General features: G+C 60.5%; 18 protein-coding genes. 7 read left to right on the top strand and 11 right to left on the bottom strand.

Annotated features, from left to right (window positions below):
- Positions 1-454 precede the first annotated feature (454 nt).
- The gene (locus DKB71_RS27860; RefSeq protein WP_408598748.1) at positions 455-4705 is read right to left on the bottom strand and encodes a dermonecrotic toxin domain-containing protein; all 4251 of its coding nucleotides are present in this window, start codon (positions 4703-4705) and stop codon (positions 455-457) included.
- A gap of 191 nt (positions 4706-4896) precedes the next feature.
- On the opposite strand from DKB71_RS27860, the gene DKB71_RS27865 reads away from it, so the two are divergent.
- The 5 genes from DKB71_RS27865 (at position 4897) to DKB71_RS27885 (ending at position 12911) form a co-directional block, all read left to right on the top strand.
- Positions 4897-6324 (top strand): di-heme oxidoredictase family protein, encoded by a 1428-nt coding sequence (locus DKB71_RS27865; RefSeq protein ID WP_408598750.1) that lies wholly within the window; start codon positions 4897-4899, stop codon positions 6322-6324.
- A 26-nt stretch (positions 6325-6350) separates the two neighbouring features.
- Positions 6351-7415 carry an imelysin family protein gene (locus DKB71_RS27870; RefSeq protein WP_274074243.1) on the top strand — a complete coding sequence of 355 codons (1065 nt, stop codon included), beginning with the start codon at positions 6351-6353 and terminating at the stop codon, positions 7413-7415.
- A gap of 14 nt (positions 7416-7429) precedes the next feature.
- Positions 7430-8530: a DUF1513 domain-containing protein gene (locus DKB71_RS27875; protein ID WP_323627512.1), complete on the top strand. Its 1101-nt coding sequence runs from the start codon at positions 7430-7432 to the stop codon at positions 8528-8530.
- Between the two features lie 191 nt (positions 8531-8721).
- Entirely contained in the window at positions 8722-9870 is a 1149-nt protein-coding gene (locus tag DKB71_RS27880; protein WP_274074241.1) for an efflux RND transporter periplasmic adaptor subunit, read from the top strand.
- Between the two features lie 14 nt (positions 9871-9884).
- A complete protein-coding gene (locus DKB71_RS27885; protein ID WP_274074240.1) occupies positions 9885-12911 on the top strand; it encodes a multidrug efflux RND transporter permease subunit in 3027 nt (1008 codons plus the stop codon).
- Positions 12912-13056: 145 nt separating this feature from the next.
- On the opposite strand, the gene DKB71_RS27890 is transcribed toward DKB71_RS27885, so the two are convergent.
- The 5 genes from DKB71_RS27890 to colR all read right to left on the bottom strand — a co-directional run bounded on the left by DKB71_RS27890 (position 13057) and on the right by colR (position 16765).
- Positions 13057-13284, bottom strand: a complete 228-nt coding sequence (locus DKB71_RS27890; protein ID WP_081504798.1) for a hypothetical protein — start codon at positions 13282-13284, stop codon at positions 13057-13059.
- A 2-nt stretch (positions 13285-13286) separates the two neighbouring features.
- Entirely contained in the window at positions 13287-14000 is a 714-nt protein-coding gene (locus tag DKB71_RS27895; RefSeq protein ID WP_274074239.1) for a lipopolysaccharide kinase InaA family protein, read from the bottom strand.
- A 3-nt stretch (positions 14001-14003) separates the two neighbouring features.
- Positions 14004-14672 carry a class I SAM-dependent methyltransferase gene (locus DKB71_RS27900; RefSeq protein ID WP_408601164.1) on the bottom strand — a complete coding sequence of 223 codons (669 nt, stop codon included), beginning with the start codon at positions 14670-14672 and terminating at the stop codon, positions 14004-14006.
- A gap of 136 nt (positions 14673-14808) precedes the next feature.
- Positions 14809-16092: a sensor histidine kinase gene (locus DKB71_RS27905; protein ID WP_408598754.1), complete on the bottom strand. Its 1284-nt coding sequence runs from the start codon at positions 16090-16092 to the stop codon at positions 14809-14811.
- The gene (gene colR / locus DKB71_RS27910) at positions 16082-16765 is read right to left on the bottom strand and encodes a two-component system response regulator ColR (RefSeq protein ID WP_053155177.1); all 684 of its coding nucleotides are present in this window, start codon (positions 16763-16765) and stop codon (positions 16082-16084) included. The genes DKB71_RS27905 and colR overlap by 11 nt, the downstream gene beginning before the upstream one ends.
- A gap of 219 nt (positions 16766-16984) precedes the next feature.
- On the opposite strand from colR, the gene DKB71_RS27915 reads away from it, so the two are divergent.
- Positions 16985-17722 (top strand): phosphatase PAP2 family protein, encoded by a 738-nt coding sequence (locus DKB71_RS27915; RefSeq protein ID WP_408598757.1) that lies wholly within the window; start codon positions 16985-16987, stop codon positions 17720-17722.
- A 160-nt stretch (positions 17723-17882) separates the two neighbouring features.
- Here the strand turns inward: DKB71_RS27915 and groL are convergent, their stop codons facing one another.
- The 4 genes from groL to DKB71_RS27935 form a co-directional block, all read right to left on the bottom strand.
- A complete protein-coding gene (groL, locus tag DKB71_RS27920; protein ID WP_274074236.1) occupies positions 17883-19529 on the bottom strand; it encodes a chaperonin GroEL in 1647 nt (548 codons plus the stop codon).
- Between the two features lie 49 nt (positions 19530-19578).
- Positions 19579-19872 carry a co-chaperone GroES gene (locus tag DKB71_RS27925; RefSeq protein WP_020799908.1) on the bottom strand — a complete coding sequence of 98 codons (294 nt, stop codon included), beginning with the start codon at positions 19870-19872 and terminating at the stop codon, positions 19579-19581.
- Between the two features lie 250 nt (positions 19873-20122).
- The gene (locus DKB71_RS27930) at positions 20123-20599 is read right to left on the bottom strand and encodes an FxsA family protein (RefSeq protein WP_408598760.1); all 477 of its coding nucleotides are present in this window, start codon (positions 20597-20599) and stop codon (positions 20123-20125) included.
- Positions 20600-20665: 66 nt separating this feature from the next.
- Positions 20666-21397: a HugZ family protein gene (locus DKB71_RS27935; RefSeq protein ID WP_274074234.1), complete on the bottom strand. Its 732-nt coding sequence runs from the start codon at positions 21395-21397 to the stop codon at positions 20666-20668.
- Between the two features lie 153 nt (positions 21398-21550).
- Between DKB71_RS27935 and DKB71_RS27940 the strand changes: the two genes are divergently transcribed.
- Positions 21551-22309 (top strand): SDR family oxidoreductase, encoded by a 759-nt coding sequence (locus tag DKB71_RS27940; protein ID WP_274074233.1) that lies wholly within the window; start codon positions 21551-21553, stop codon positions 22307-22309.
- A gap of 132 nt (positions 22310-22441) precedes the next feature.
- On the opposite strand, the gene apbC is transcribed toward DKB71_RS27940, so the two are convergent.
- Entirely contained in the window at positions 22442-23536 is a 1095-nt protein-coding gene (gene apbC / locus DKB71_RS27945; protein WP_406592745.1) for an iron-sulfur cluster carrier protein ApbC, read from the bottom strand.
- Between the last annotated feature and the right edge of the window lie 137 nt (positions 23537-23673).

Consider the following 23673-nt stretch of genomic DNA (forward strand, 5'->3'; position numbering starts at 1 on the left):
TGGTTATTTGCCACTTACTACGGCCTCGGCTGACTTCTGCAGGTTCATCCCGTCGCCTCTCGACGCTCGGTAGCACAGTGGCAAACCTACAGATCTCCCAGGGTAATTCGCGCGACCTTCCTGCTTATGCCTGTCGGATATACGTCGCAGCGTTCCGTGCAAGTATTGGGCTTTGGCAATTATGGCTACCTTACCCCGCTGCACCGCCTCATCCGCTTCCTGTTCGTCAGGCCAGCATTTTGCCTCGGGCTTCCTTCAGATTCGCAGTCGCCCGCGACACCCTTGCCTCTGGCTAACACTTCCCCTTGCCGGGTGTGTAGAGGACTTTCACCTCCAAGTCACCAGCGAGGCCACCACAGCCAAGCTGGTTGCGCTTGCGCGCAACGCGCCATGCCTGGCGCACCATAAAAATGCCCCGACACGTTCGGGGCATTTTTTTTTCGCTTCGCTTGCCTCAGATGCGGAAAACGAAAATATTCACCGCGCCACCCTCCACCGGCCGCTGGATGCCGCCGATCAATGTCACCAGGTTGTTGTCAGCTTGAGCTTGAACGAACAACGCACGGGTTGCAGCGTCCATCTGGTGAGTCCTTGGACCGACATAGCTGCCGCCCTCGACCACGTCCCCCACGACGCTGCGTAAGGTCAACCAATACAGCGTCTCACGCCCCGGACGCCGGAAAATCAGCTCGGACCCGGCACCGCCGGGGACCACCTGGTAGCGACTGCCGGTCAATCGCTCGGTCATCAATGTCCGTAGCGTACTTCCAGATCCGCTACTGAGCGCGTCATGCAACAGCACATCAACCCCTTCAGTGCTGAAATGCAGCCGACTGTAATAACCTGGAGGGCTGTTCAGCGTCCAGGACCCATCCAGTGCCCTCGGCGCTCTCGGCAGCATCGACAACGGATCACCCAATGACGCTCGGGTTGCCGAGGGCCCGAAACGCCAGTTCTGCAGGGTGCGCCGCATCGAAGTGATCCCCCAGCCGGTTGGCCCCGCTGGATTGGCCTGATTGAACAGGCGGTTGGCCACCTGCAACCGCGAATCCACGGTCAACGTCGCAAACCCATCCTCCACGTACGCAGCGATACTTTTCTCGAAAGGCAACTCGATCGGATGTACCCACCGGGACAGTGTCGTACTGAAGGTGGCCACTCTTGGCTGGCTGAACGGATCAGACCGCAGCAACTGCTCGAATTGCACAAAATTATTGATCTCGATGGCCGGGTCGTACATGAAAACCAGCCCCTCTCTCACGGTTCCCCCGGCAGGCAGGATCGGATAATAGCGCTCGTCGATCTTGACGTAGTCGCGCCCCACCAACGCCGGGTCGCCCGCCGTTCGTCGATAGATCCCCATTTGCGCGTTTTGTAACTGAAGCTGGGTCGCATCAATGACTTGCCCCCAATCGGCAAATTTCTCATTGGCTGGACGGGCCGGGCGCGACGGGGCGGGCGCCGGTCGACTCGGCCCTGGCGTCGGCTCGACGGGTGCCGGTCGACTGGTGTCGGTAACCTCGCCGCCGCTCCATGAGCGCGAGAAATCCAGGCCTCTGAGGCGTAATTGCAAACGATGGGGAGAGATTGTCAGGTACGGGTCGAAAACACTCAGGTCCATTCCTCTGCGCAGGTGATCAACCAGACTCAATTCGAACTCGCTTTGACGTCCTCGCGGAAAAAGGAACGAGTCGAACACGCGCCTGGCCTGTGTTTCGTCGAGAAACGGACGGATATCCCTGAGTGCTCTCTCGGTGACTCCGCCGCCCAACCCGGGCGCATCGTGATGAGTGCCGATTTCCCAGTGCCCCGCCGAATCCTGACGAATCGGTGAGTAATGCCCCTGGATCGGTTTGCGAGCGTCCCTGACTCGCCAGGCGTCCTCGAAACCTTCATCGATGATCGAGTACCAGTGGTTTCGGTCATTGAGGAAATACTGCTTTGAACCATCGACTTTCGATTTTCTGTAGTGGATGCCCTTGCCCTCCCACCCCGGCAAGGGCAACAGCCCCTCGGGCTTTTTCCCCAGAGCCATTTCCGGGCTCAACCATCGCGCGCCTGGAGCGACCTTCAGTCCACCACTGACATGCCGCGAGCCGACAAACCCATCGGCCAACGCACCGACAAACTCGCCCAATGCCCGGACGACGTGATGGGCCGCGGCGGTTCGGTCTCCCAGGCTCGCCGCTTCAACCACGTTGAAGACGGAATACAGGCTCCTGGCCAGGCCGATCGGCAAGGTCACCCGCACCGGCAATACCATCATCAGCACATCGAGCGCCTTGGTGGCAACGCTGATTCCAGTCTCGACGTTGGTTTGCTCGGTGGTGGTCACTTGAGCCGCTGCATCGTTGATCGCAAAATTGGCCTCGGTTTCGTAGGCGTCCTCAAAGACGTTGTTGGCAATCCTGGACATGTGAACCATTGAAAGGTCGCCCCGGCCTCTCAACGTGGACCGGACATGGGGTTGGAACGCCCGCTCTACCCGCCCAACCAGATACTCCCGCCATTGACTGTCATGGGTGAAATCAAGCGTGAAGCGCTCAGCGACAAACTCATGGAACACCCGTCCGCCAGGCGCCTGGGGCGTATACGCCACAATCGAGCCGCCGGCCGCTGACGTACGGAACAACAACACCCCGCGTACCCGCTGACCGCGCAGCTTCAAATGTTCTACCACCACCCGATGCCCCTCGACCTCGCGACGCTTATCGTCGTCGACCGGCGCATCCAGCACCGCCTGTACCCAGTTGAAACCACGTGCCAGCCGGTCCGGGTAAAAATCGCCATTGATCTTGGCTTCAATGGCGTCCAGGCGCAGCTGCCGTTCCATGACCCGGGCATAAGCTTGCTTGCGAACCGCCGCCTGCGGGGAAGTGATCAATGCGTCCTTCAAAAAAGCGTCGTAATTTTTACCGACGTTGAGCCTGCGGACCAGGTCCTTGACCTGCTCAAGGCTCAATTCGTCAAACGTCTCGGCCGATTTCGCGGCCTGCATATCCTCGGGCTGCAAGGCTTCATCGGGCTTGTCGCTGCCCTCGACCTTCAAGGTCATCCTGGAGAAATGGGTGAAGTTGAAATCCAGTCCACCGACATTTTCCAGGGCCAGCTCGGTCAACGTCCGCTTGCGGTGCTTGAACAGCGGCTCGCCGGGGTCGCGGATGGTGGAGCCGGGCGCGCCGGGGGGAACGACAATCGGAGGGACTGATGGCTCCTTGCTGTGGACGATGATGTCGTCCGGATTGACCGTCAGGCCATACTCGCCCTCGAGGGCCGCGCGAAGTCGGCGATTGCTGTAGGCCAACAGGTCACGGCGGTTGCTGAACTGGGTTAATGACGGAAACCCTTCGGGCTCGGACAGGTTGGCCAGTTCCTCGCCATAACTGGCCGTTGCTGTGGCCCAGGCATTTTTGTCGGTTTCGTCGGCATCCTGCAGAAAGGCCGCCAACCGGGCCCTGCAGCGCTTTTTGATCCGCGCCCACAAGACCTGCTCGACATCAAAGGCCCTGCGCAAATCGGTCACCCGGTCAAATCCGCAGGGCAGGTCCGCCTTATCGATGTGCGCTCCCGTATCCTGGTACCTGTCAACGGTCGAGGCGAGGTTTTCGCGAATCAGCAGGCACTGCGATTCAATGCCATGGCTGAAGGGAGAGTCCAGACGCTCAAGGTAGTGCACCCGATCGCGTTCAGGGGCAGCACGATGCAAGGCCAGGCCGCGGGCCTGGTCCTTGTCGGCCACCAAGGCCAGCAACGTCGTGAACTCGGCGCCATGACTCAATCTTCGATGCAGTTCGCGGTCAAGGCTGGCCAACGAGTCGAACGCCTCAAGCCCCATGGCCGGGACAAACAACAACACCTGGCCCACATTGGCTGTCGGCGCAACGGGACGAATCGTCGGGGCAGCGTCCTTGGTATCCCACTTCACCTCCGAGTCTTGCGGGTCCCGTGCGGTCAGGATGAACGCCCCATGCAGCGGGATATGGGCTGCCTCATCGTCCTTGAGGGCCAGCCCATACACACAAGGACGATAACTTTTTAAAATCTGCCGAGCCTGGGCGGTCGGGTAGCGCAACACTTTGCCAAACAGCGCCTCATCGGTGGCGTCGAGCAGGCCATCACCCTTGAGCAAGGCAACTTCGGCTTTCAGCGCCTCAGTTCGAGTCTCGATCAAACATTGCTTGCGGGTTCGCGAATCGGTCGGGCCCACGGCGCCAGCCCAGTATTCATCCAGGTACTCTCCATAGTTCGCCAGCACCCCGCCGGCCAGGTCATCGAGAAATGTATCGAACGCCCCGGGCGTGAGCGCGGTCAGGAGCGTCGCCTCCTTGCCCGCTTCGGGTAGTCGATAGAAGCGGGCCTTGCGACGGGTAAAGTCCGCCGCTTGCCCGGTGACGATACGTTGCACCACCGCGTCCATCAGGCTGGACGACATCGACTGGATATCGAACGTGTCGTCCGGCTCCCCGGTGGACGCGTCGTCGGTTTCGAGACACTCGATAAAGCTGCGCAGCAGATCCAGCGGCGGCGTCAGATCAGGGAACGCCTTGTCGAAGCGCTGTTGCACGAAAGCATGGAAGGCAGGTTGGCTCTGGAACAGCTCTGCGGTCTGGATACTCAGTTCCGACAACTTCCTGCTCTGGGTGATTTGCAAGGAATTGTCCCGGACGGCAGGTAACGCTGCCAGGGATGAAGGTTCATGCAGCATGGCGAATCTCTTCTGTGGGTAAACAGCCCCCATCGTGCCCCTGGGAGAACCCCCTGGTGCGTTACATATGTATTGGGTGCGTCAGGCCTGGGTCTATGTCCCAAATCAGGCAAACGATAATTCCTCTTATTCAAAACCCCCTGCCCTGTTAGACTTTGCGCCCTTGTTTTGCTCGTCTTGCAGGATGTCTGATGCCCTCGCTGCCTCTTCGCTTGTCCGCACTGTTGCTGGCCCTGTGCCTGAGTGCCTGCGATGACGCCCCGAAGTTCACCCAGGCCGAACCCGGTGAAGCCCGCTCCGGCGGCAGCACGACCGTGCGCAAGACCGACCAGAACGCCTTTTCGCTGCCCTCCGCCAACCTGCCGCCGTCACGGCGCGTGGACTTCAGCGTCGGCAACAGTTTCTTTCGCAGCCCCTGGGTGATCGCGCCTTCGACCACCACCGCCCGCGACGGCCTCGGCCCGCTGTTCAATACCAATGCCTGCCAGGGCTGCCATATCAAGGACGGCCGCGGTCACCCGCCGCCCGCCGATGCGTCGAATGCCGTGTCGATGCTGGTACGCCTGTCGATTCCCGACGCCCCGGCCTACGCCAAGGTCATCGAGCAGCAGGGCGTCGTACCGGAGCCGGTCTATGGCGGGCAGTTCCAGGACATGGCCGTGCCTGGCGTCACCCCGGAAGGCAAGGTGCGGGTCGAGTACACGCCGGTGCCGATTCGCTTCAAGGACGGCACCGAAGTCCAATTGCGTAAACCGAGCCTGAATATCACCCAACTGAACTACGGCCCGATGCACCCCGACACGCGACTCTCGGCCCGGGTGGCGCCGCCGATGATTGGCCTGGGCTTGCTGGAGGCCATCCCGGAAGAGGCGATCCTGGCCAATGCCCAAGCGCAGGCAAAGGCCAATAACGGCATTGCCGGGCGTCCGAACCGGGTCTGGGATGACGTACAGCAGAAAACCGTGCTCGGGCGATTTGGCTGGAAAGCCGGGCAACCGAACCTCAATCAACAAAATGTGCATGCGTTTTCCGGTGACATGGGCCTCACGACCAGCCTTCGCCCCTTTGACGACTGCACCGACGCGCAAACCGCCTGCAAACAGGCACCAAGCGGCAACGGCCCCGATGGCGAGCCTGAAGTCAGCGACAACATCCTGCGCCTGGTGCTGTTCTATACCCGCAACCTCGCCGTGCCGGCGCGTCGCGATGTCGGCACGCCCCAGGTGCTGGCCGGCAAGAGCCTGTTCTACCAGGCCGGCTGCCAGTCCTGTCACACCCCCAAGTACACCACCGCCGCCAACGCCGCCGAACCTGAACTGGCCAATCAAGTGATTCGCCCCTACAGCGATCTGCTGCTGCACGACATGGGCGACGGCCTGGCCGACAACCGCACCGAGTTCCAGGCCAGTGGCCGCGATTGGCGCACCCCGCCGTTGTGGGGCATTGGCCTGACGCAGGCGGTCAGTGGCCACACCCAGTTCCTGCATGACGGCCGCGCCCGCAACCTGCTCGAAGCCGTGCTCTGGCATGGCGGCGAGGCAACAGCGGCGCAGCAACAGGTTTTGACTTTCAATGCCGAGCAGCGCGCTGCGTTGCTGGCGTTTTTGAATTCCCTTTAATACGCATCTTCCAGCGGGAGCCCGACATGTTCCGTCCCAAATTGTTGTTCACCAGCCTTGCCGCACTCGCCCTGGGCGCCTGCTCGCCGCAGGACCCGCAGGCCGTCACCTCGGCAGCGATCGCCAAGTCGGTGATCCTGCCGACCTACACCCGCTGGGTTGAAGCCGACCGCCAGTTGGCCGTCAGCGCCCTCGCCTATTGCGAAGGCAAGGAAAACCTGGAAACCGCCCGCGCCGACTTCCTGCACGCGCAAAAAGCCTGGGCCGAGCTGCAACCGCTGCTGATTGGTCCATTGGCCGAGGGCAACCGTGCCTGGCAAGTGCAGTTCTGGCCGGACAAGAAGAACCTGGTCGGTCGTCAGGTCGAACAACTGGTCACCGCGCAACCACAGATCGATGCCGCGGCGCTGGCCAAGTCCAGTGTGGTGGTGCAAGGCCTGTCGGCCTATGAATACATCCTGTTCGACAGCAAGCCTGATGTGGCCAACGCCGAGCAGAAGGCCAAGTACTGTCCGCTGCTGATCGCCATCGGCGAGCGCCAGAAACAACTGGCCGAAGAGATCCTCAAGAGCTGGAACAACACCGACGGCATGCTCGCGCAGATGAGCAAGTTCCCGAACCAGCGCTATGCCGACTCCCACGAAGCGATCGCCGATCTACTGCGCGTGCAGGTGACCGCCCTCGATACCTTGAAGAAAAAGCTCGGCACGCCGATGGGCCGCCAGAGCAAAGGCGTGCCGCAGCCGTTCCAGGCCGATGCGTGGCGTAGCCAGTCGTCCCTGAGCGCCCTGGAGGCCAGCCTCGCCGCCGCCAAAACGGTGTGGGAAGGTGTCGACAACAAAGGCCTGCGCGGCCTGTTGCCGAGCGATCAAAAGCCATTGGCCGACAAGATCGACGCGGCCTACGCCGCCTCGTTGAAACTGTTCGCCAGCAGCCAGCGCTCGCTGACCGAAATGCTCGACGACGACGCCGGTCGCCAGCAACTCAATGATCTCTACGACAGCCTCAACGTCGTCCACCGCCTGCACGAAGGCGAGCTGGCCAAGGCGCTGGGCATCCAACTGGGCTTCAACGCCAACGACGGTGACTGATGAGGGCAAGTTCCATGCTGCGACGCCAGGCTCTGAAGTTAGGGAGTTTGCTGCTGGGTGCGGTGACACTGGGCGGCTGGACGCTGTCCAGGCACAAGGATGAAAGCCCGCTGCTGCTCTCGGCGCGGGACGATACCGACGGCAAGCACTACGCCGTCGGTTACCGACTGGACGGCACCCGGGTGTTTGCCACCCAGGTCGGCCAGCGCTGCCACGACATCATCAACCACCCGGCGCTGCCGATCGCGCTGTTCGTTGCCCGGCGTCCGGGCACCGAGAGCTACCTGATCGACCTGCGAGACGGCACGCTGCTGCAAACCGTGACGTCGCAGCCGAACCGGCACTTCTACGGACATGCGGTGATTCACCACAGTGGTGACTGGCTGTACGCCACAGAAAACGACACCACTGATCCGGGTCGCGGCCTGCTTGGTGTCTACAAGTTCGAAGGCGAACGCCTGGTCCACAGCGGCGAGATCCCCACCCACGGCATCGGCCCGCATCAAGTGTCGTGGATGCCCGATGGCGAGACCCTGGTGGTGGCCAACGGCGGCATCCGCACCGAAGCCGAAAGCCGGGTCGAGATGAACCTCAATGCCATGGAGCCCAGCCTGGTGCTGATGCAGCGCGACGGCACCCTGCTGAGCAAGGAAACCCTCGGCCAGCAGATGAACAGCGTGCGTCACCTGGGCATCGCCAGCGACGGCACCATCGTTGCCGGCCAGCAATTCATGGGAGCGGCTCACGAGCACTCGGAGCTGCTGGCGATCAAGCGTCCCGGCCAGCCGTTCTTGGCGTTCCCGGTGCCCGAGCATCAATTGCAGGCCATGGGGCACTACACCGCCAGCGTCGCGGTGCACAGCGACTTGCGCCTGGTCGCCTTGACCGCGCCCCGGGGCAATCGCTTTTTCATATGGGACCTGGACAGCGGCGAAGTGCGCCTGGACGCGCCACTGCCCGATTGCGCCGGGGTGGGTGCGGTGGCCGACGGGTTTGTCGTGACCTCGGGCCAGGGCCGTTGCCGTTACTACGATTGCCGCCAGGAAAACCTGCTGGCAAAACCGCTGGAGCTACCTGCGGGGCTCTGGGACAACCATCTTCACTTGATGGCTTGATGGAGATCTTGTAGGAGCCGGCTTGCCGGCGAAGGCGCCCCAAAGATCGCTGCAAATCCAACGGCCCCTTCGCCGGCAAGCCGGCTCCTACAGATGGGGGGAAGCCCCAAAAAACATCCATTGGAATCACCCGCGGAGTCGGGGTAAGGTTCCCCACTGTCTCACCTGATTTTCTCCAAGGAACTGGAAATATGCTGCGTCGCCGCATGCTGATCATGTTGGGTGTTGTTCTGTTGGTCGTGCTGGTCCTGGCCGGTTACAAAGCCTTCTCCATCTACACGATGATCCAAGGCTTCTCCGCGCCCAAACCGCCGATCAGCGTCGCCGTGGCCACGGCAACCGAACGGCCATGGCAGGCCCGCCTGCCCACGGTCGGCACGCTCAAGGCGCTGCAAGGCGTGGACCTGAGCCTGGAGACCGACGGCACGGTCGTCGATCTGCAGTTCGAGTCCGGGCAGAAGGTCAAGGCCGGTCAACCGCTGCTGCGCCTGGACAGCGCCGTGGAAACCGCCTTGCTCGAAACCGCCCAGGCCGACCTCGGGTTGGCCCAACTCGATTACGGTCGCGGCAGCCAGCTGGTGGGCAGCCAGGCCATTTCCAAAGGCGAGTTCGATCGCCTGTCGGCGGTACAGAAAAAGAGCAAGGCCACGGTCAATCAACTCAAGGCGGCGCTCGGCAAAAAAAGCATCGTCGCCCCCTTCAGCGGGACCATCGGCATTCGCCAGGTGGACGTTGGCGACTATCTGGCCAGTGGCACCATGATTGCCACCCTGCAAGACCTCAGCAGTCTCTACGTCGACTTTTTCGTGCCCGAGCAGTCGGTGCCGAAGGTCGCCATCGGCCAGCCGGTGGAAATCATCGTCGCGGCCTACCCTTCCCTGACCTTCCCCGGCACCATCAGTGCGATCAACCCGAAACTGGAAAACAGCACGCGCAACATGCAGGTCCGCGCGACCCTGGCCAACCCCGATGGCAAGCTGCTGCCCGGCATGTTCGCCAGCCTGCAGGTGATGTTGCCCAACCCGCAACCGAGCATCGTCGTGCCGGAAAGCGCGATCACCTACACGCTCTATGGCAACTCACTGTATGTCGTCGCAGAGAAAAAGGCCGAAGACGGCAGCCTCGAAAAGGACGACAAGGGCCAGCCGGTCCTGATCGCTGAACGGCGCTTCATCGAAACCGGTGAACGCCGCGACGGCCAGGTGGTGATCACCAAAGGTGTGAAGAACGGCGAAAAAGTGGTCACGGCCGGCCAGATCAAACTGGACAACGGTGCGCACATCGCCATCAGCGACGACAAGACCCTGGCCGAGAAGAACAGTCAGCCTCGCGCGGACTGATCAAGGAACCCCCAATGGCTTTTACCGACCCGTTCATCCGTCGCCCGGTGCTCGCCACCGTGGTCAGCCTGCTGATTGTGCTGCTGGGCTTCCAGGCCTGGAGCAAGTTGCCGCTGCGCCAATACCCGCAAATGGAAAATGCCCTGATCACGGTCACCACCGCGTACCCCGGGGCCAACGCCGAAACCATCCAGGGCTACATCACCCAACCGCTGCAACAGAGCCTGGCCAGCGCCGAGGGTATCGACTACATGACCTCGGTCAGTCGCCAGAACTTCTCGGTGATCTCGATTTATGCGCGCATCGGCGCCAACAGCGACCGCTTGTTCACCGAACTGCTGGCCAAGGCCAACGAGGTCAAGAACCAGCTGCCCCAGGATGCCGAAGACCCGGTGCTGAGCAAGGAAGCCGCCGACGCCTCGGCGCTGATGTACATCAGTTTCTTCAGCAAGGAACTGAGCAACCCGCAGATTACCGACTACCTGTCGCGAGTCATCCAGCCGAAACTGGCGACCCTGCCGGGCATGGCCGAAGCCGAGATCCTCGGCAACCAGGTATTCGCCATGCGCCTGTGGCTGGACCCGGTGAAACTCGCTGGTTTCGGCCTTAGCGCCAGCGACGTGACCAACGCGGTACGCCAGTACAACTTCCTTTCCGCCGCCGGCGAAGTGAAAGGCGAGTACGTGGTCACCAGCATCAACGCCAACACCGAACTCAAATCCGCCGAAGCCTTCGCCGCGATCCCGCTCAAGGTCGACGGTGACAGTCGTGTGCTGCTAAGCGATGTCGCGCGGGTCGAGATGGGCGCGGAGAACTACGACACCATCAGCTCCTTCGGCGGTACGCCCTCGGTGTACATCGGCATCAAGGCCACGCCCGCAGCCAACCCGCTGGACGTAATCAAGGAAGTGCGCAAGCTGATGCCGGAACTGGAGGCCCAGCTGCCACCCAACCTCAAGGGGGAAATTGCCTACGACGCCACGCTGTTCATCCAGGCGTCGATCGACGAGGTGGTGAAGACCCTGTTCGAAGCAGTGCTGATCGTGATCGTGGTGGTATTCCTGTTCCTCGGTGCGTTGCGCTCGGTGGTGATCCCGGTGGTCACCATTCCGCTGTCGATGATCGGCGTGATGTTCTTCATGCAGATGATGGGTTACTCCCTGAACCTGCTGACCCTGCTGGCGATGGTGCTGGCCATCGGCCTGGTGGTGGACGACGCCATCGTGGTGGTGGAAAACATCCACCGTCACATCGAGGAAGGCAAGACACCGCTGGACGCCGCCATCGAGGGCGCCCGGGAGATCGCCATGCCGGTAGTCTCGATGACCATCACCCTGGCGGCGGTGTATGCGCCGATCGGCTTCCTCACGGGCCTGACGGGGGCCTTGTTCAAGGAGTTCGCCCTGACCCTGGCCGGTGCGGTGGTGATCTCCGGCATCGTCGCCCTGACCCTGTCACCGATGATGTGCGCCCTGCTGCTGCGCCACGATGAAAACCCCACGGGCCTGGCCCACCGCCTGGACATGATTTTCGAACGCCTCAAGCGCCGTTACCAGAAAATGCTCCACGGCACCCTCAACACCCGGCCAGTGGTGCTGGTGTTCGCGGTGATCGTGCTGTGCCTGATTCCGGTGCTGCTCAAGTTCACCAAGTCGGAACTGGCACCGGATGAGGACCAGGGCATCATTTTCATGCTGGCCAACGCTCCCCAACCGACCAACCTCGACTACTTGAACACCTACACCGACGAGTTCATCGAGATCTTCAAGGCGTTTCCCGAGTACTACTCATCGTTCCAGATCAACGGCTTCAACGGTGTGCAATCGGGCATCGGCGGTTTCCTGCTCAAGCCCTGGAACGACCGCAGCCGCACGCAGATGGAGATCCTGCCCGAGGTCCAGGCCAAGCTGGAAAGCATTTCCGGGTTGCAGGTTTTCGGCTTCAACCTGCCCTCCCTGCCGGGCACCGGCGAGGGTCTGCCGTTCCAGTTCGTCATCAACACCGCCAACGATTACGAGTTGCTGCTGCAGGTGGTCGACCGAGTGAAAAAACGCGCAATGGAGTCCGGCAAATTCGCTTTCGTCGACGTCGACCTGGCCTTCGACAAGCCGGAAGTGGTGGTGGACATCGATCGTGCCAAAGCGGCCCAGATGGGTGTGTCGATGCAGGACCTGGGCGGGACACTCGCGACCTTGCTGGGTGAGGCGGAAATCAACCGATTCACCGTTGATGGGCGCAGCTACAAAGTCATTGCCCAGGTCGAACGGCCCTTCCGCGATAACCCTGACTGGCTGAACAATTACTACGTGAAGAACACCCAGGGCGAACTGCTCGCCCTCTCGACCCTGATCAGCGTGACCGACCGGGCGCGGCCGCGGCAACTGAACCAGTTCCAGCAACTCAACTCGGCGATCCTGTCCGGGGTACCGCTGGTGAGCATGGGTGAAGCCATCGACGCCGTGCGCCAGATCGCCCGGGAAGAAGCGCCGGCGGGCTTTGCCTTCGACTATGCCGGCGCATCGCGGCAATACGTCCAGGAAGGCAGTGCGCTATGGGTCACCTTCGCCCTCGCATTGGCGATCATTTTCCTGGTGCTCGCAGCTCAGTTCGAAAGCTTCCGCGACCCGCTGGTGATCCTGGTGACCGTACCGCTGTCGATCTGCGGCGCATTGCTGCCGCTGTTCCTCGGCTGGTCGAGCATGAACATCTATACCCAGGTCGGGTTGGTGACGTTGATCGGCCTGATCAGCAAGCACGGGATCCTGATCGTCGAGTTCGCCAACCAGTTGCGCAAGGACAAGGGCCTGACGCCCCGCGAAGCGGTGGAGGAAGCCGCGTCCATTCGTCTGCGTCCGGTATTGATGACCACGGCGGCGATGGTGTTTGGCATGGTGCCCTTGATCATCGCCACGGGGGCGGGCGCGGTGAGCCGGTTCGACATCGGTACGGTCATCGCCACGGGGATGTCGATCGGTACGTTGTTTACCCTGTTTGTGTTGCCGTGCGTGTATACGCTGCTGGCCAGACCCGATAAACCTTAAAATCAAAAGATCGCAGCCTTCGGCAGCTCCTACAGGGTGTACGCCGATCCCCTGTAGGAGCTGCCGCAGGCTGCGATCTTTTGATGTTGCCGTTAAACAAAAGGCCTCGCATTTAGCGAGGCCTTTTATTTGGGCTTCAATCTGTTCAACTTTGCGGCCTCAGTCCTTGAGAAAGTCCGAACATGAACAGCAACAGATCATGATCGGGTTGAGTGGCCACGGATGCCTTGGCAACCCGTGGCAACGGACAGTGCGCATCACTGTGTACTGAACTGAGGACTTGCGTGCGGGGCTGCTCCCATGCCGCCACCGCGAGTGAAGCAACTGCCAAGGCTCCTACCAGAAACAAACCTCGCGCAACTTCAAGTTTCATTTCTATAAACCTTTGATAGCGCTGCCAAACGCCGTCTCATAAAAATAGACGAGTTTCTTCCAGTCCGTCGTGCTGAATGACGAGTGGCGGCGCAGCTGCTTCATGTCATGGGCAGCCGCCTGGCGGGCGCTCAAGCGCTGCCGGCACTTCTCCAGATCGATCAAGGCAACCTCGACTTTGGCCGCCTCGCCCTCACCGGTGACGCGAACAAATACGTGCTTGATATAGATGCAGCTGTGTTGCCAACGCCCCTTGTGCATGCGCGCCAGATTATCGGCCAGGTCCTTGAGCACGCGATCGTGCACAGCCTCGCCATGGCGCTCGCGTCCACCACCTTCGTACCACTTCTCGATTTCCTCGAAGCCGTCCAGGGACTTGGTCACCAGCAATGCGCGCCATTTATGCACGGGATCGCGTTGTGCTTCACAGAAAACGATTTCCGGAACTCGAACATTGAGTAGGCGAAGGCCGGTGAGTGCATCACGCTCACGCAACACCGTCGGCCGTCCGAAAGGGTGCAAGAGCCCCCGATGGATATGGCCGGTCTGGCGTTTTACGTAGAGCAACTGCCCATCACTGCCCATCAGGCGCTGCACGCCACTCTCACCACCGCGCCGGACGTTGGGCTCTTCCACCCATTCTCCGCGCTGATTCCAGAAGAAATCGAATCGGTCCTGGGAGGCCAGGCCCGATCCTGCTGCACACTGCTCTGCCATCTGTTACCTCTTGCGCAATACGTAAACTCGCCACATGGCATAGAGCGGCAAAAAGTCGATACGTTCCTGAATACGGAAACCTGCCTGCTCAAATTCTTTTTCTACGACAGCTGCCGGTAACACAAATCGATTTTGGTAACCTTCCTGCCCACGGGTTCTCTCCGAGCGCTTGCGTTTCCAGGCTTTGAAATTGCCGTCGACCCACAGCGAGAGGATGACGCTGTCACGGCTGACGCGCTCGAATTCGCGCAAGATCGCCAGTCGATGCTCGGCTTCACCGATGTGGTGGAGCAAACGCATGCAGAAAATACTGTCGACGGCGTTATCCGGCAACGCGATGTCGAACGCAGAAGTCTGCAAGGGTTGTACCCGTTTCACCACTTCAGCCGGTTGCGACTGTGTAGCGATCTTGATCATGGACTCGGAGTTGTCGGCACCGATGATCACGCGGTTGGGTTTTTCCGCCAGCATTGGCCAGAAACGCCCCGCGCCGCAGGGCAGATCGAGGACCAGTCCCGGTTCGCCGACCAACGCCAGCGCCTTGCGCGCCATTTGCACGTCACGCCAGTGGGACAAGCGGCGGCCAACGCCATCCTTATGCTTTTGCAGGTAACGTTGGGCGTGTTGATCGTCGTACTTGTTGGAAAAATCCAGTTTGATCGGGCCATCCACCATCTTCAATCTCTCCTGAGCTTCTGATGCCGACCACCTTAGGTAGCGATGTGTCAGTTTCAGGTCATGCAATTGTGAAAAATTTGTCATGTACAACCCAGAATCATTTCAAGGTTTTACAAGTCAGCGATACCGATCAATTCACATTCGATGTATTGAACTGGACGTGAAAACGACAGCCATTGGGTTCCATGGTCGTCAGGCTGACGCTCCAGCCCTGGTTTTCACAGATCCTTTGTACTAACGATAGCCCAAGACCCAAGCCCTCCCCGCGTTTCTCGTTACCCCGCACGAAAGGTTCGAACATCGCTTCGCGTTTTTCCTCGGGAATGCCCACGCCACTGTCCTCGACCATGAATCCCGTGGGCATCAGGCTCAGGCGGATAAACCCACGGTCGGTGTAATGCAGAGCGTTACGCAACAGGTTGCCCATCACCGCCTGCAGGAGCGTCGCGTTGTAACGCGTCGTGTGTGGGCTTCCCCAGTCGACGATCAGCTTGAGACCTTTGGTCTCGATCGGCTCGCGCCACAGGCTGATCAACCCGTCGGCCACTTCGCCCAACGTCTGCTGCGCAGACATGCCGGCATCTTCGCGCTGAGTGCGAGCCAGCATCAGGAAGGTTTGTACCAGCTCGCGCATTTCTTCACTGGCGCGGGCAATTCGCTCGACCTGGGCACGGCCGCGCTGATCGATACCGGGGTTTTCCAACAGCAACTCGCAGGAACTGGCCAGCACCATCAAGGGTGTGCGCAGTTCATGGCTGACGTCGCTGGTGAACATGCGCTCGCGGGTCAGCGCCTGGCGCAAACGGCCGAGGGTCGCGTCGAAGGCCACGGCCAGTTCACCCACTTCATCGGCCGCATAATCAGGCGCCAGCGGCGGCGCCAGGCCCAGCAACTGATCGCGATGACGTACCTGGCGCGCCAGCCTGACCACCGGCGCCATCACCTTGCGTGCCAGTACCCAGCCGAGGAACACCGCCAGCGCCAGACTCAGCACGAACCCCACCAATACCACGGCAAACAGCACCCGCTCGCGTTCTTCGAAGTCACTCTGGTCTTGCAACAGGACATAGCGCCGGCCATCGACGATCTCGACCATCGCGTGGTACGACAGTTGCTCGCGGAAGACTTCGTGAAAACCCGAGTCCAGGTGGCGCAAATCCTTGGGCAACTCGAAATCGCCCGGCCCGCCGCTGAAATAGAACAGTTGGTCCGGTTCCGGGCGGTGGCTCCAGTCCGAGACGTTGTCCATCAGCAACAGGCGCTGCAAATCACCGCCCAGGCCCGCCGAGATCAGTTTTTCTTCCACCAGGTGCACGGTGAAGACGATACCCATGGCAAAGGCGCCCGCCACCAGTGCGCTCATCAGCGCAAAGGCAATGATGATCCGTTGCGAAAGGCTCTGTTTAAACTCCATCACGCCCCTCGGCCAGGCGGTAACCCACACCGTGCACGGTTTGCAGCAGCGGTTTGGCGAACGGTTTGTCGATCACCTGGCGCAATTGATGGACGTGGCTGCGCAGGCTGTCGCTGTCCGGACAGTCATCGCCCCACAGGGCCTCTTCGAGAATTTCCCGGCGCAGTACATGCGGGCTTTTCTGCATCAGTACCGCCAGCAACTTCAGGCCCACCGGATTGAGCTTGAGCAAGCGACCTTCGCGGGTGACTTCCAGGGTGTCGAGGTCATAACTCAGGTCGCCGACCTGCAAGGTCCGGCGACCGCCCCCCTGGGTGCGACGCATGACCGCTTCGACCCGCGCCGCCAGTTCGGACAAGGCGAAAGGTTTGATCAGGTAGTCGTCGGCACCGGACTTGAAGCCCTGCAGCCGGTCATCCAGTTGATCGCGAGCGGTGAGCATGATCACTGGAGTGTCGCGGCGGGCATCTTCGCGCAGGCGTTTGCACAGCGTGTAACCGTCGATGCCAGGCAACATGATGTCGAGCACGATCAAGTCGTAATGCTCGGTGGCTGCCAGATGCAGGCCCGACAAGCCGTCCTGTGCGCAATCCACGGTATAGCCCTTGAGTCCCAGGTAATCGGCCAGATTGGCCAGGATATCGCGGTTGTCTTCAACCAATAAAATTCGCATGGGCATCTTCTCCGTACACAGTGACGGCCGTCTTGGCCCGCGCAGCTTAAGGCCAAGTAAGCCTCAGGGCCAGGGTTGTGTGCAGGCGTTTGCCTGGCGAAATGACCGGCTCGAGCCTCAACGTTTTTTTCACTATCGGTTCACAGGTTGACGACAGGATAGAGCGCAGACTCCGCGCGGCTGCGTACTCAAGAACATTCCACTGACCAAGGATTTGCCATGGTTTCGATCTCTGCACGCCCCGCTTCCCGACCGCTCAACTTCTGGGTGTGCCTGGGTGTTCCCGCCATTGCAGCCATCATTCTGGTATTGCTCGAACTGACGACGTTGGACATGGACCTGGCCAGGCTGTTCTACGACCCGGTCGCCGGGGATTTCATCGGGCGGCACAGTTATTTCCTGGAAACCGTCCTGCACGACCGGGCCAAGCAACTGGTCATTGCCTTTTCGGTGCTGGCAATCTTCGGCTTTGCCGGTTCATTCTTCATGACCCGGCTCAAACCGTTCAAGCGGGAATTGGGCTGCCTGGTGCTGTCCCTGGGGCTGGCGACGTCCTTCGTCACCCCGATGAAAGCGGTAACGGCGGTGCAATGCCCGTGGAGCCTCGAGCAGTTCGGCGGCCACGAGACCTACAGCGAATTGTTGAGCCCGCGTCCGGCCACGGAGAAACCGGGTCGTTGCTGGCCTGGCGGTCACGCCGCGACCGGTTTCACCCTGTTTGCGCTGTTTTTCGTGTTGCGTGATCGCCGTCCACGCATGGCACGTGCGGCACTGGTTTTCGCCTTTACCCTGGGTTCGGTGTTTTCCATCGGCCGGATGCTGCAGGGGGCACACTTTTTCTCGCACAACGTGTGGACGGCGGTGTTTTGCTGGCTGATTTGCCTGGGGTCTTATTACTGGATTCTGTATAGGCCTGCTTCGAGGGTTGAGCCCGTGGTCAATGTTCAAACGGCCTGAGCCTGAACGAAGATCAAAAGATCGCAGCCTGCGGCAGCTCCTACAGGGGAACGCATTTCCATGTAGGAGCTGCCGCAGGCTGCGATCTTTTGATCCGGGCTAATAAAAAACCCCGCCTGCTTTCGCAGGCGGGTTTTTTTAGTACAGGGGTAAGGCTGGCTTACATCATGCCGCCCATGCCGCCCATGCCGCCCATGTCTGGCATGCCGCCGCCAGCACCGCTGTCTTTCTTCGGTGCATCAGCTACCGCAGCTTCGGTGGTCAGGATCAGACCGCCGATCGACGATGCAGCTTGCAGCGCGGAACGGGTGACCTTGGTAGGATCCAGGATACCCATTTCGATCATGTCGCCGTATTCGCCAGTCGCAGCGTTGTAACCGAAGTTACCTTTGCCGTTCTTGACTTCGTTGACCACAACGCTTGGCTCGTCACCGCTGTTGGCAGCGATCTGACGCAGCGGTGCTTCAATGGCACGGCGCAGAACAGCGATACCTACGTCCTGATCAGCGTTGTCGCCTTTCAGATCGTTCAGGGTTTGCAGAGCGCGGATCAGTGCAACGCCACCGCCAGGTACCACGCCTTCTTCAACGGCTGCACGGGTAGCGTGCAGGGCGTCTTCAACGCGGGCTTTCTTCTCTTTCATTTCAACTTCGGAACCAGCGCCAACCTTGATCACCGCAACGCCGCCGGACAGCTTGGCCAGACGCTCTTGCAGTTTTTCACGGTCGTAGTCCGAGGAAGTCTCGGCAACCTGGGCACGGATCTGGTTGATACGTGCTTCGATGTCGCCTTGAACGCCAGCACCGTCAACGATGATGGTGTTTTCCTTGGACAGGGTCACGCGCTTGGCGTTACCCAGGTGCTCAAGGGTAGTGCTTTCCAGGCTCAGGCCGATCTCTTCGGAGATCACGGTACCGCCGGTCAGAACGGCGATGTCCTGCAGCATGGCCTTGCGACGGTCGCCGAAGCCCGGTGCCTTGACGGCTGCGACTTTGACGATGCCACGCATGTTGTTCACAACCAGAGTCGCGAGGGCTTCGCCTTCAACGTCTTCGGCCACGATCAGCAGTGGACGGCCGGCTTTGGCAACGGCTTCCAGTACTGGCAGCATTTCGCGGATGTTCGAGATCTTCTTGTCGACCAGCAGGATCAGCGGGCCGTCCAGCTCAGCGACCATGGTCTCTGGCTTGTTGACGAAGTACGGGGACAGGTAGCCACGGTCGAACTGCATGCCTTCAACAACCGACAGTTCGTTTTCCAGGCCCGAGCCTTCTTCAACGGTGATCACGCCTTCTTTACCGACTTTTTCCATGGCTTCGGCAATGATGTCGCCGATGGAGTTGTCGGAGTTGGCGGAGATGGTACCTACCTGAGCGATAGCCTTGGTGTCAGCGCATGGCTTGGACAGGGCCTTCAGCTCTTTGACGATCGCGATGGTCGCTTTGTCGATACCGCGCTTGAGGTCCATCGGGTTCATGCCGGCAGCGACGGCTTTCAGGCCTTCGTTGACGATCGATTGAGCCAGAACGGTAGCGGTGGTGGTGCCGTCGCCTGCGTCATCGTTGGCACGGGAGGCAACGTCTTTGACCAGCTGCGCGCCCATGTTTTCGAAACGGTCTTCCAGTTCGATTTCTTTGGCTACGGAAACGCCGTCCTTGGTGATGGTCGGAGCGCCGAAGCTCTTCTCGATGATCACGTTACGGCCTTTCGGGCCCAGGGTCGCTTTTACCGCGTCAGCCAGGACGTTGACGCCTTTGAGCATTTTCTTGCGGGCGGAATCGCCAAACAGAACTTCTTTAGCAGCCATGATCGATATTCCTTAAATACTTTGTAGTAACGGGAAAATGAGCGGGTAATCAGCCTTCGACAACAGCGAGGATTTCGTTCTCGCTCATTACCAGCAGGTCTTCGCCGTCGACTTTCACTGTGTTGCTGCCGGAGTAAGGACCGAACACAACCTTGTCGCCCACTTTCACGGACAGTGCACGCACTTCACCGTTTTCCAGTACGCGGCCAGTGCCGACAGCGAGGATTTCGCCGCTGTTGGCTTTTTCAGCAGCCGAACCTGGCAGGACGATACCGCCAGCGGTTTTCTTTTCTTCTTCGCTGCGACGGATGACGACGCGGTCATGCAGAGGACGAAGCTTCATTGTCGATCTCTCCTAATTGTGGTTTTCATCGGCCGGTGTAGTCCCGGCGGGTTTAACAAAGTCCGGCGGTGCCGGGTGCGGTTCGTCGAGCGAACCGCGGAAGTCTGTCTGGCGTGCTCGCCAGAAACCTTGCGGTGACCGTTACATAAGGGCGTACAAGCTGATTACAAGGGCGGGGATCGAAAAATTTTTTACGCCGATCTCCCGAAAACGAACACGGCACCCGAAGGTGCCGTGTGCAGGTGACGCATCACTTGGTATCGCGGTGTTCGAACTCGCCTTCGATCACATTGGGCTCGCGACCGAGCGGCTCGCGGGGTGCGGGACCGCCACGGGGCGCAAGATCATCGGCGAACGCACGCTGGCGGATCGCTTGTTCCTCGGCACGCTGGCGCATTTTATTGGCCAGCAGGCGACGGCTGACCGGCAGCAACATGACCAGGCCGATCACGTCGCTGATGAATCCCGGAAGGATCAACAGGCCCCCGGCCAAAGCCAGCATCAGGCCCTCGAGCATGGTCTGGGCCGGCAGCTCGCCGCGGTTCAGGCTTTCACGGGCACGCAGCGCCGTGGCCAGCCCGGCGACGCGCAACACGAACACACCGAACATCGAGCCGAGAATGATCAGCAGCAGGGCCGGGAAAAACCCGATCGCCCCTGCCACCTTGACGAATACGAACAGCTCCAACACCGGAAACAGCAGAAAGAGCAACAAAAAAGGGCGCATCAAATGGTTCCTCAACGCAAGAATGCCTTGCCAGTAATCCTTAGATGACGTCGCCATTTCGTGAATTCAAGCGTCGGCCACTGCATTTTTCGGCCAATGTTCGGCGTGAGCCAGGAAAACCAAGGCTTCGCGAACTTGTGTCGGCGTATTACAAGGCGCTTGGAACGGCAACCAATGCAGCCCTTGACCGATCAGCAGGTGCATACCTTCGCTGTCGATGCCCACCAGCCTGGCTGGCGAGGTATTCGGCAGGCCGGCCAGTTCGACGTAATGCGCGATGGCCTTGGCGTGATCGGCGTTCATGTGCTCGATCATGCTCAGCTCGGCCTTGCCGGCAAAGGGGTTGGCCAGGGTCAGCTCGTTGACCCAGTGAATCGCGCCGAAGCCGCCGATGTAGCGATGACGCACCGGCGTGAGCACCCAGAAATCGAAATCGTGGGCCTTGTGATAACTCTGCGAATCCGGGAAATAGCGGTAGTAACGTTCGGCGGCGGCTTCGATGGCTGCCTCGTCTTCGATCTGTTGCGCCTCGGCCAGGTAGGTCAGGCGACCAACGGCCTGGACATCTTCAGCGCCTCGCTCGCCCACGAACAGCGAGCATTTTGGATCCTTTTGCAGGTTGTGGGTGTGCTGGGCGATGCGGCTGATAAGGATCAGCGGCCGGCCGAGCTCGTCCAGGCAGTACGGAACCACGGAGCCGAACGGGAAACCGGGCATCGATTTGGAGTGTGTCGAGAGCACCCCACGGTATTCCTTGAGGAGCAATTCTCGTGCATTCTTAGCCGCTTCAACGCTCAATTTATGACTCCTTATTAAGAATCCGTCGTAAAAACGGATCAGCTACTGGCACAGGTACCAGTTGACCATTGGGGGCAGTTCTCATGTGCCAAGGTAGGCGTGATGGAGAAGATGCCTTATGAAAAAACACAGAAACCTACCGGGGCATTACGAATGCAACTCACTGACAAAGTAATCATTATCACTGGCGGTTGCCAGGGTTTAGGCCGCTCCATGGCCGAGTATTTCGCCGCCAGGGGCGCGAAGCTGGCGCTGGTGGACCTGAACCAGGAAAAACTCGACGACGCCGTTGCCGCCTGCAAGGCCAAGGGTGTCGAAGCCCGCGCCTACCTGTGCAATGTGGCCAACGAAGAGCAAGTAAGCCACATGGTCGCTCAGGTCGCTGACGACTTCGGCGCGATCCATGGCCTGATCAACAACGCCGGTATTTTGCGTGACGGCCTGCTGCTCAAGGTCAAGGATGGCGAAATGACCAAGATGAGCCTGGCCCAGTGGCAGGCGGTCATCGACGTCAACCTGACGGGCGTATTCCTGTGCACCCGTGAAGTCGCCGCGAAAATGGTCGAGCTGGACAACAGCGGCGCGATTATCAATATCTCGTCGATTTCCCGCGCCGGCAACGTCGGCCAGACCAACTACTCCGCCGCCAAGGCCGGTGTCGCTGCGGCGACGGTGACCTGGGCCAAGGAACTGGCGCGCTACGGCATTCGCGTGGCCGGCATTGCACCGGGCTTCATCGAAACCGAAATGACCCTGAGCATGAAACCTGAAGCGCTGGAGAAGATGACGTCGGGGATTCCGCTCAAGCGCATGGGCAAGCCGGAAGAAATCGCCCAATCGGCGGCTTACATCTTCGAGAACGACTATTACACCGGTCGGATTCTGGAGCTGGATGGCGGGTTGCGGATTTAAGGCATACACAGAACCTATGTGGGAGCGGGCTTGCTCGCGAAGGCGGTAGATCAGTCAACTAATCTGTTGAATGTCACACCGCCTTCGCGAGCAAGCCCGCTCCCACAATTGGGATCGCGTTTCTTCAACCGATCAATCGTCGCTGATGCTGATATTCGGCATCGCCGGCGTCAACGCCTCCTGCAACACGATCCGTGCGCCGACATGGCGCGCCAGCTCCTGGTAAACCAGGGCGATCGGGCTGTCAGGCTCGGCGATCACCGTTGGCTTGCCGCCATCGGCCTGCTCGCGGATGGCCATTGCCAGCGGCAACGAAGCCAATAGCTCGACGCCATACTGATTGGCCAGCTTCACCCCGCCGCCCTCGCCGAACAGATGTTCGGCATGCCCGCAGTTCGAGCAGATGTGCACGGCCATGTTTTCCACCACGCCCAGCACCGGGATGTTGACCTTGCGGAACATCTCCACGCCCTTGCGTGCGTCCAGCAGTGCCAGGTCCTGGGGGGTGGTCACGATCACCGCACCGGCCACCGGGACTTTCTGCGCCAGGGTCAGCTGGATATCGCCGGTGCCTGGCGGCATGTCGATGACCAGGTAATCCAGGTCGCCCCACGCGGTCTGCGTCACCAGTTGCAGCAAGGCGCCAGAGACCATCGGCCCGCGCCAGACCATCGGCGTGTTGTCGTCGGTGAGGAACGCCATGGACATCACTTCGACGCCGTGGGACTGGATCGGCACGAACCATTTCTGATCCTTGATCTGCGGCCGGGTACCCTCGGCGATGCCGAACATGATGCCCTGGCTCGGACCGTAGATGTCCGCATCGAGAATGCCGACCTTGGCCCCTTCGCGGGCCAGGGCCAAGGCCAGGTTGGCGGCGGTGGTGGACTTGCCCACGCCGCCTTTGCCGGACGCCACGGCCACGACGTTCTTGACGTTGGCCAGACCCGGGATCTGTGCCTGGGCCTTGTGCGCGGCGATCACACTGGTGATGTCGACGCGGGCAGTACTGACACCGTCAAGGCCTTCAATGGCCATTTGCAGCATCTGCGCCCAACCACTCTTGAACAAACCGGCGGCATAACCCAGTTCCAGCTGCACGCTGACGCGGTCGCCCTGGATCTCGATATTGCGCACGCACCCGGCGCTGACCGGATCCTGGTTCAGGTAGGGGTCGGTGTATTGGCGAAGGACGGCTTCCACCGCTGCGCGATTGACGGCGCTCATGGGCAACTCCGAAAACAGGACTGGGAATAGATGGCGGGTATCCTACCCCTTCTGTCTTCCGGACGGCATGCCCGGCAACGATTTGCAGGGGTGAAATATCTTTGCCGGCGCTTTATAGTGGCCGACCTCCGTTTCAT

Source organism: Pseudomonas sp. PLMAX (assembly GCF_046042685.1).
GTDB lineage: Bacteria > Pseudomonadota > Gammaproteobacteria > Pseudomonadales > Pseudomonadaceae > Aquipseudomonas > Aquipseudomonas putida_AE.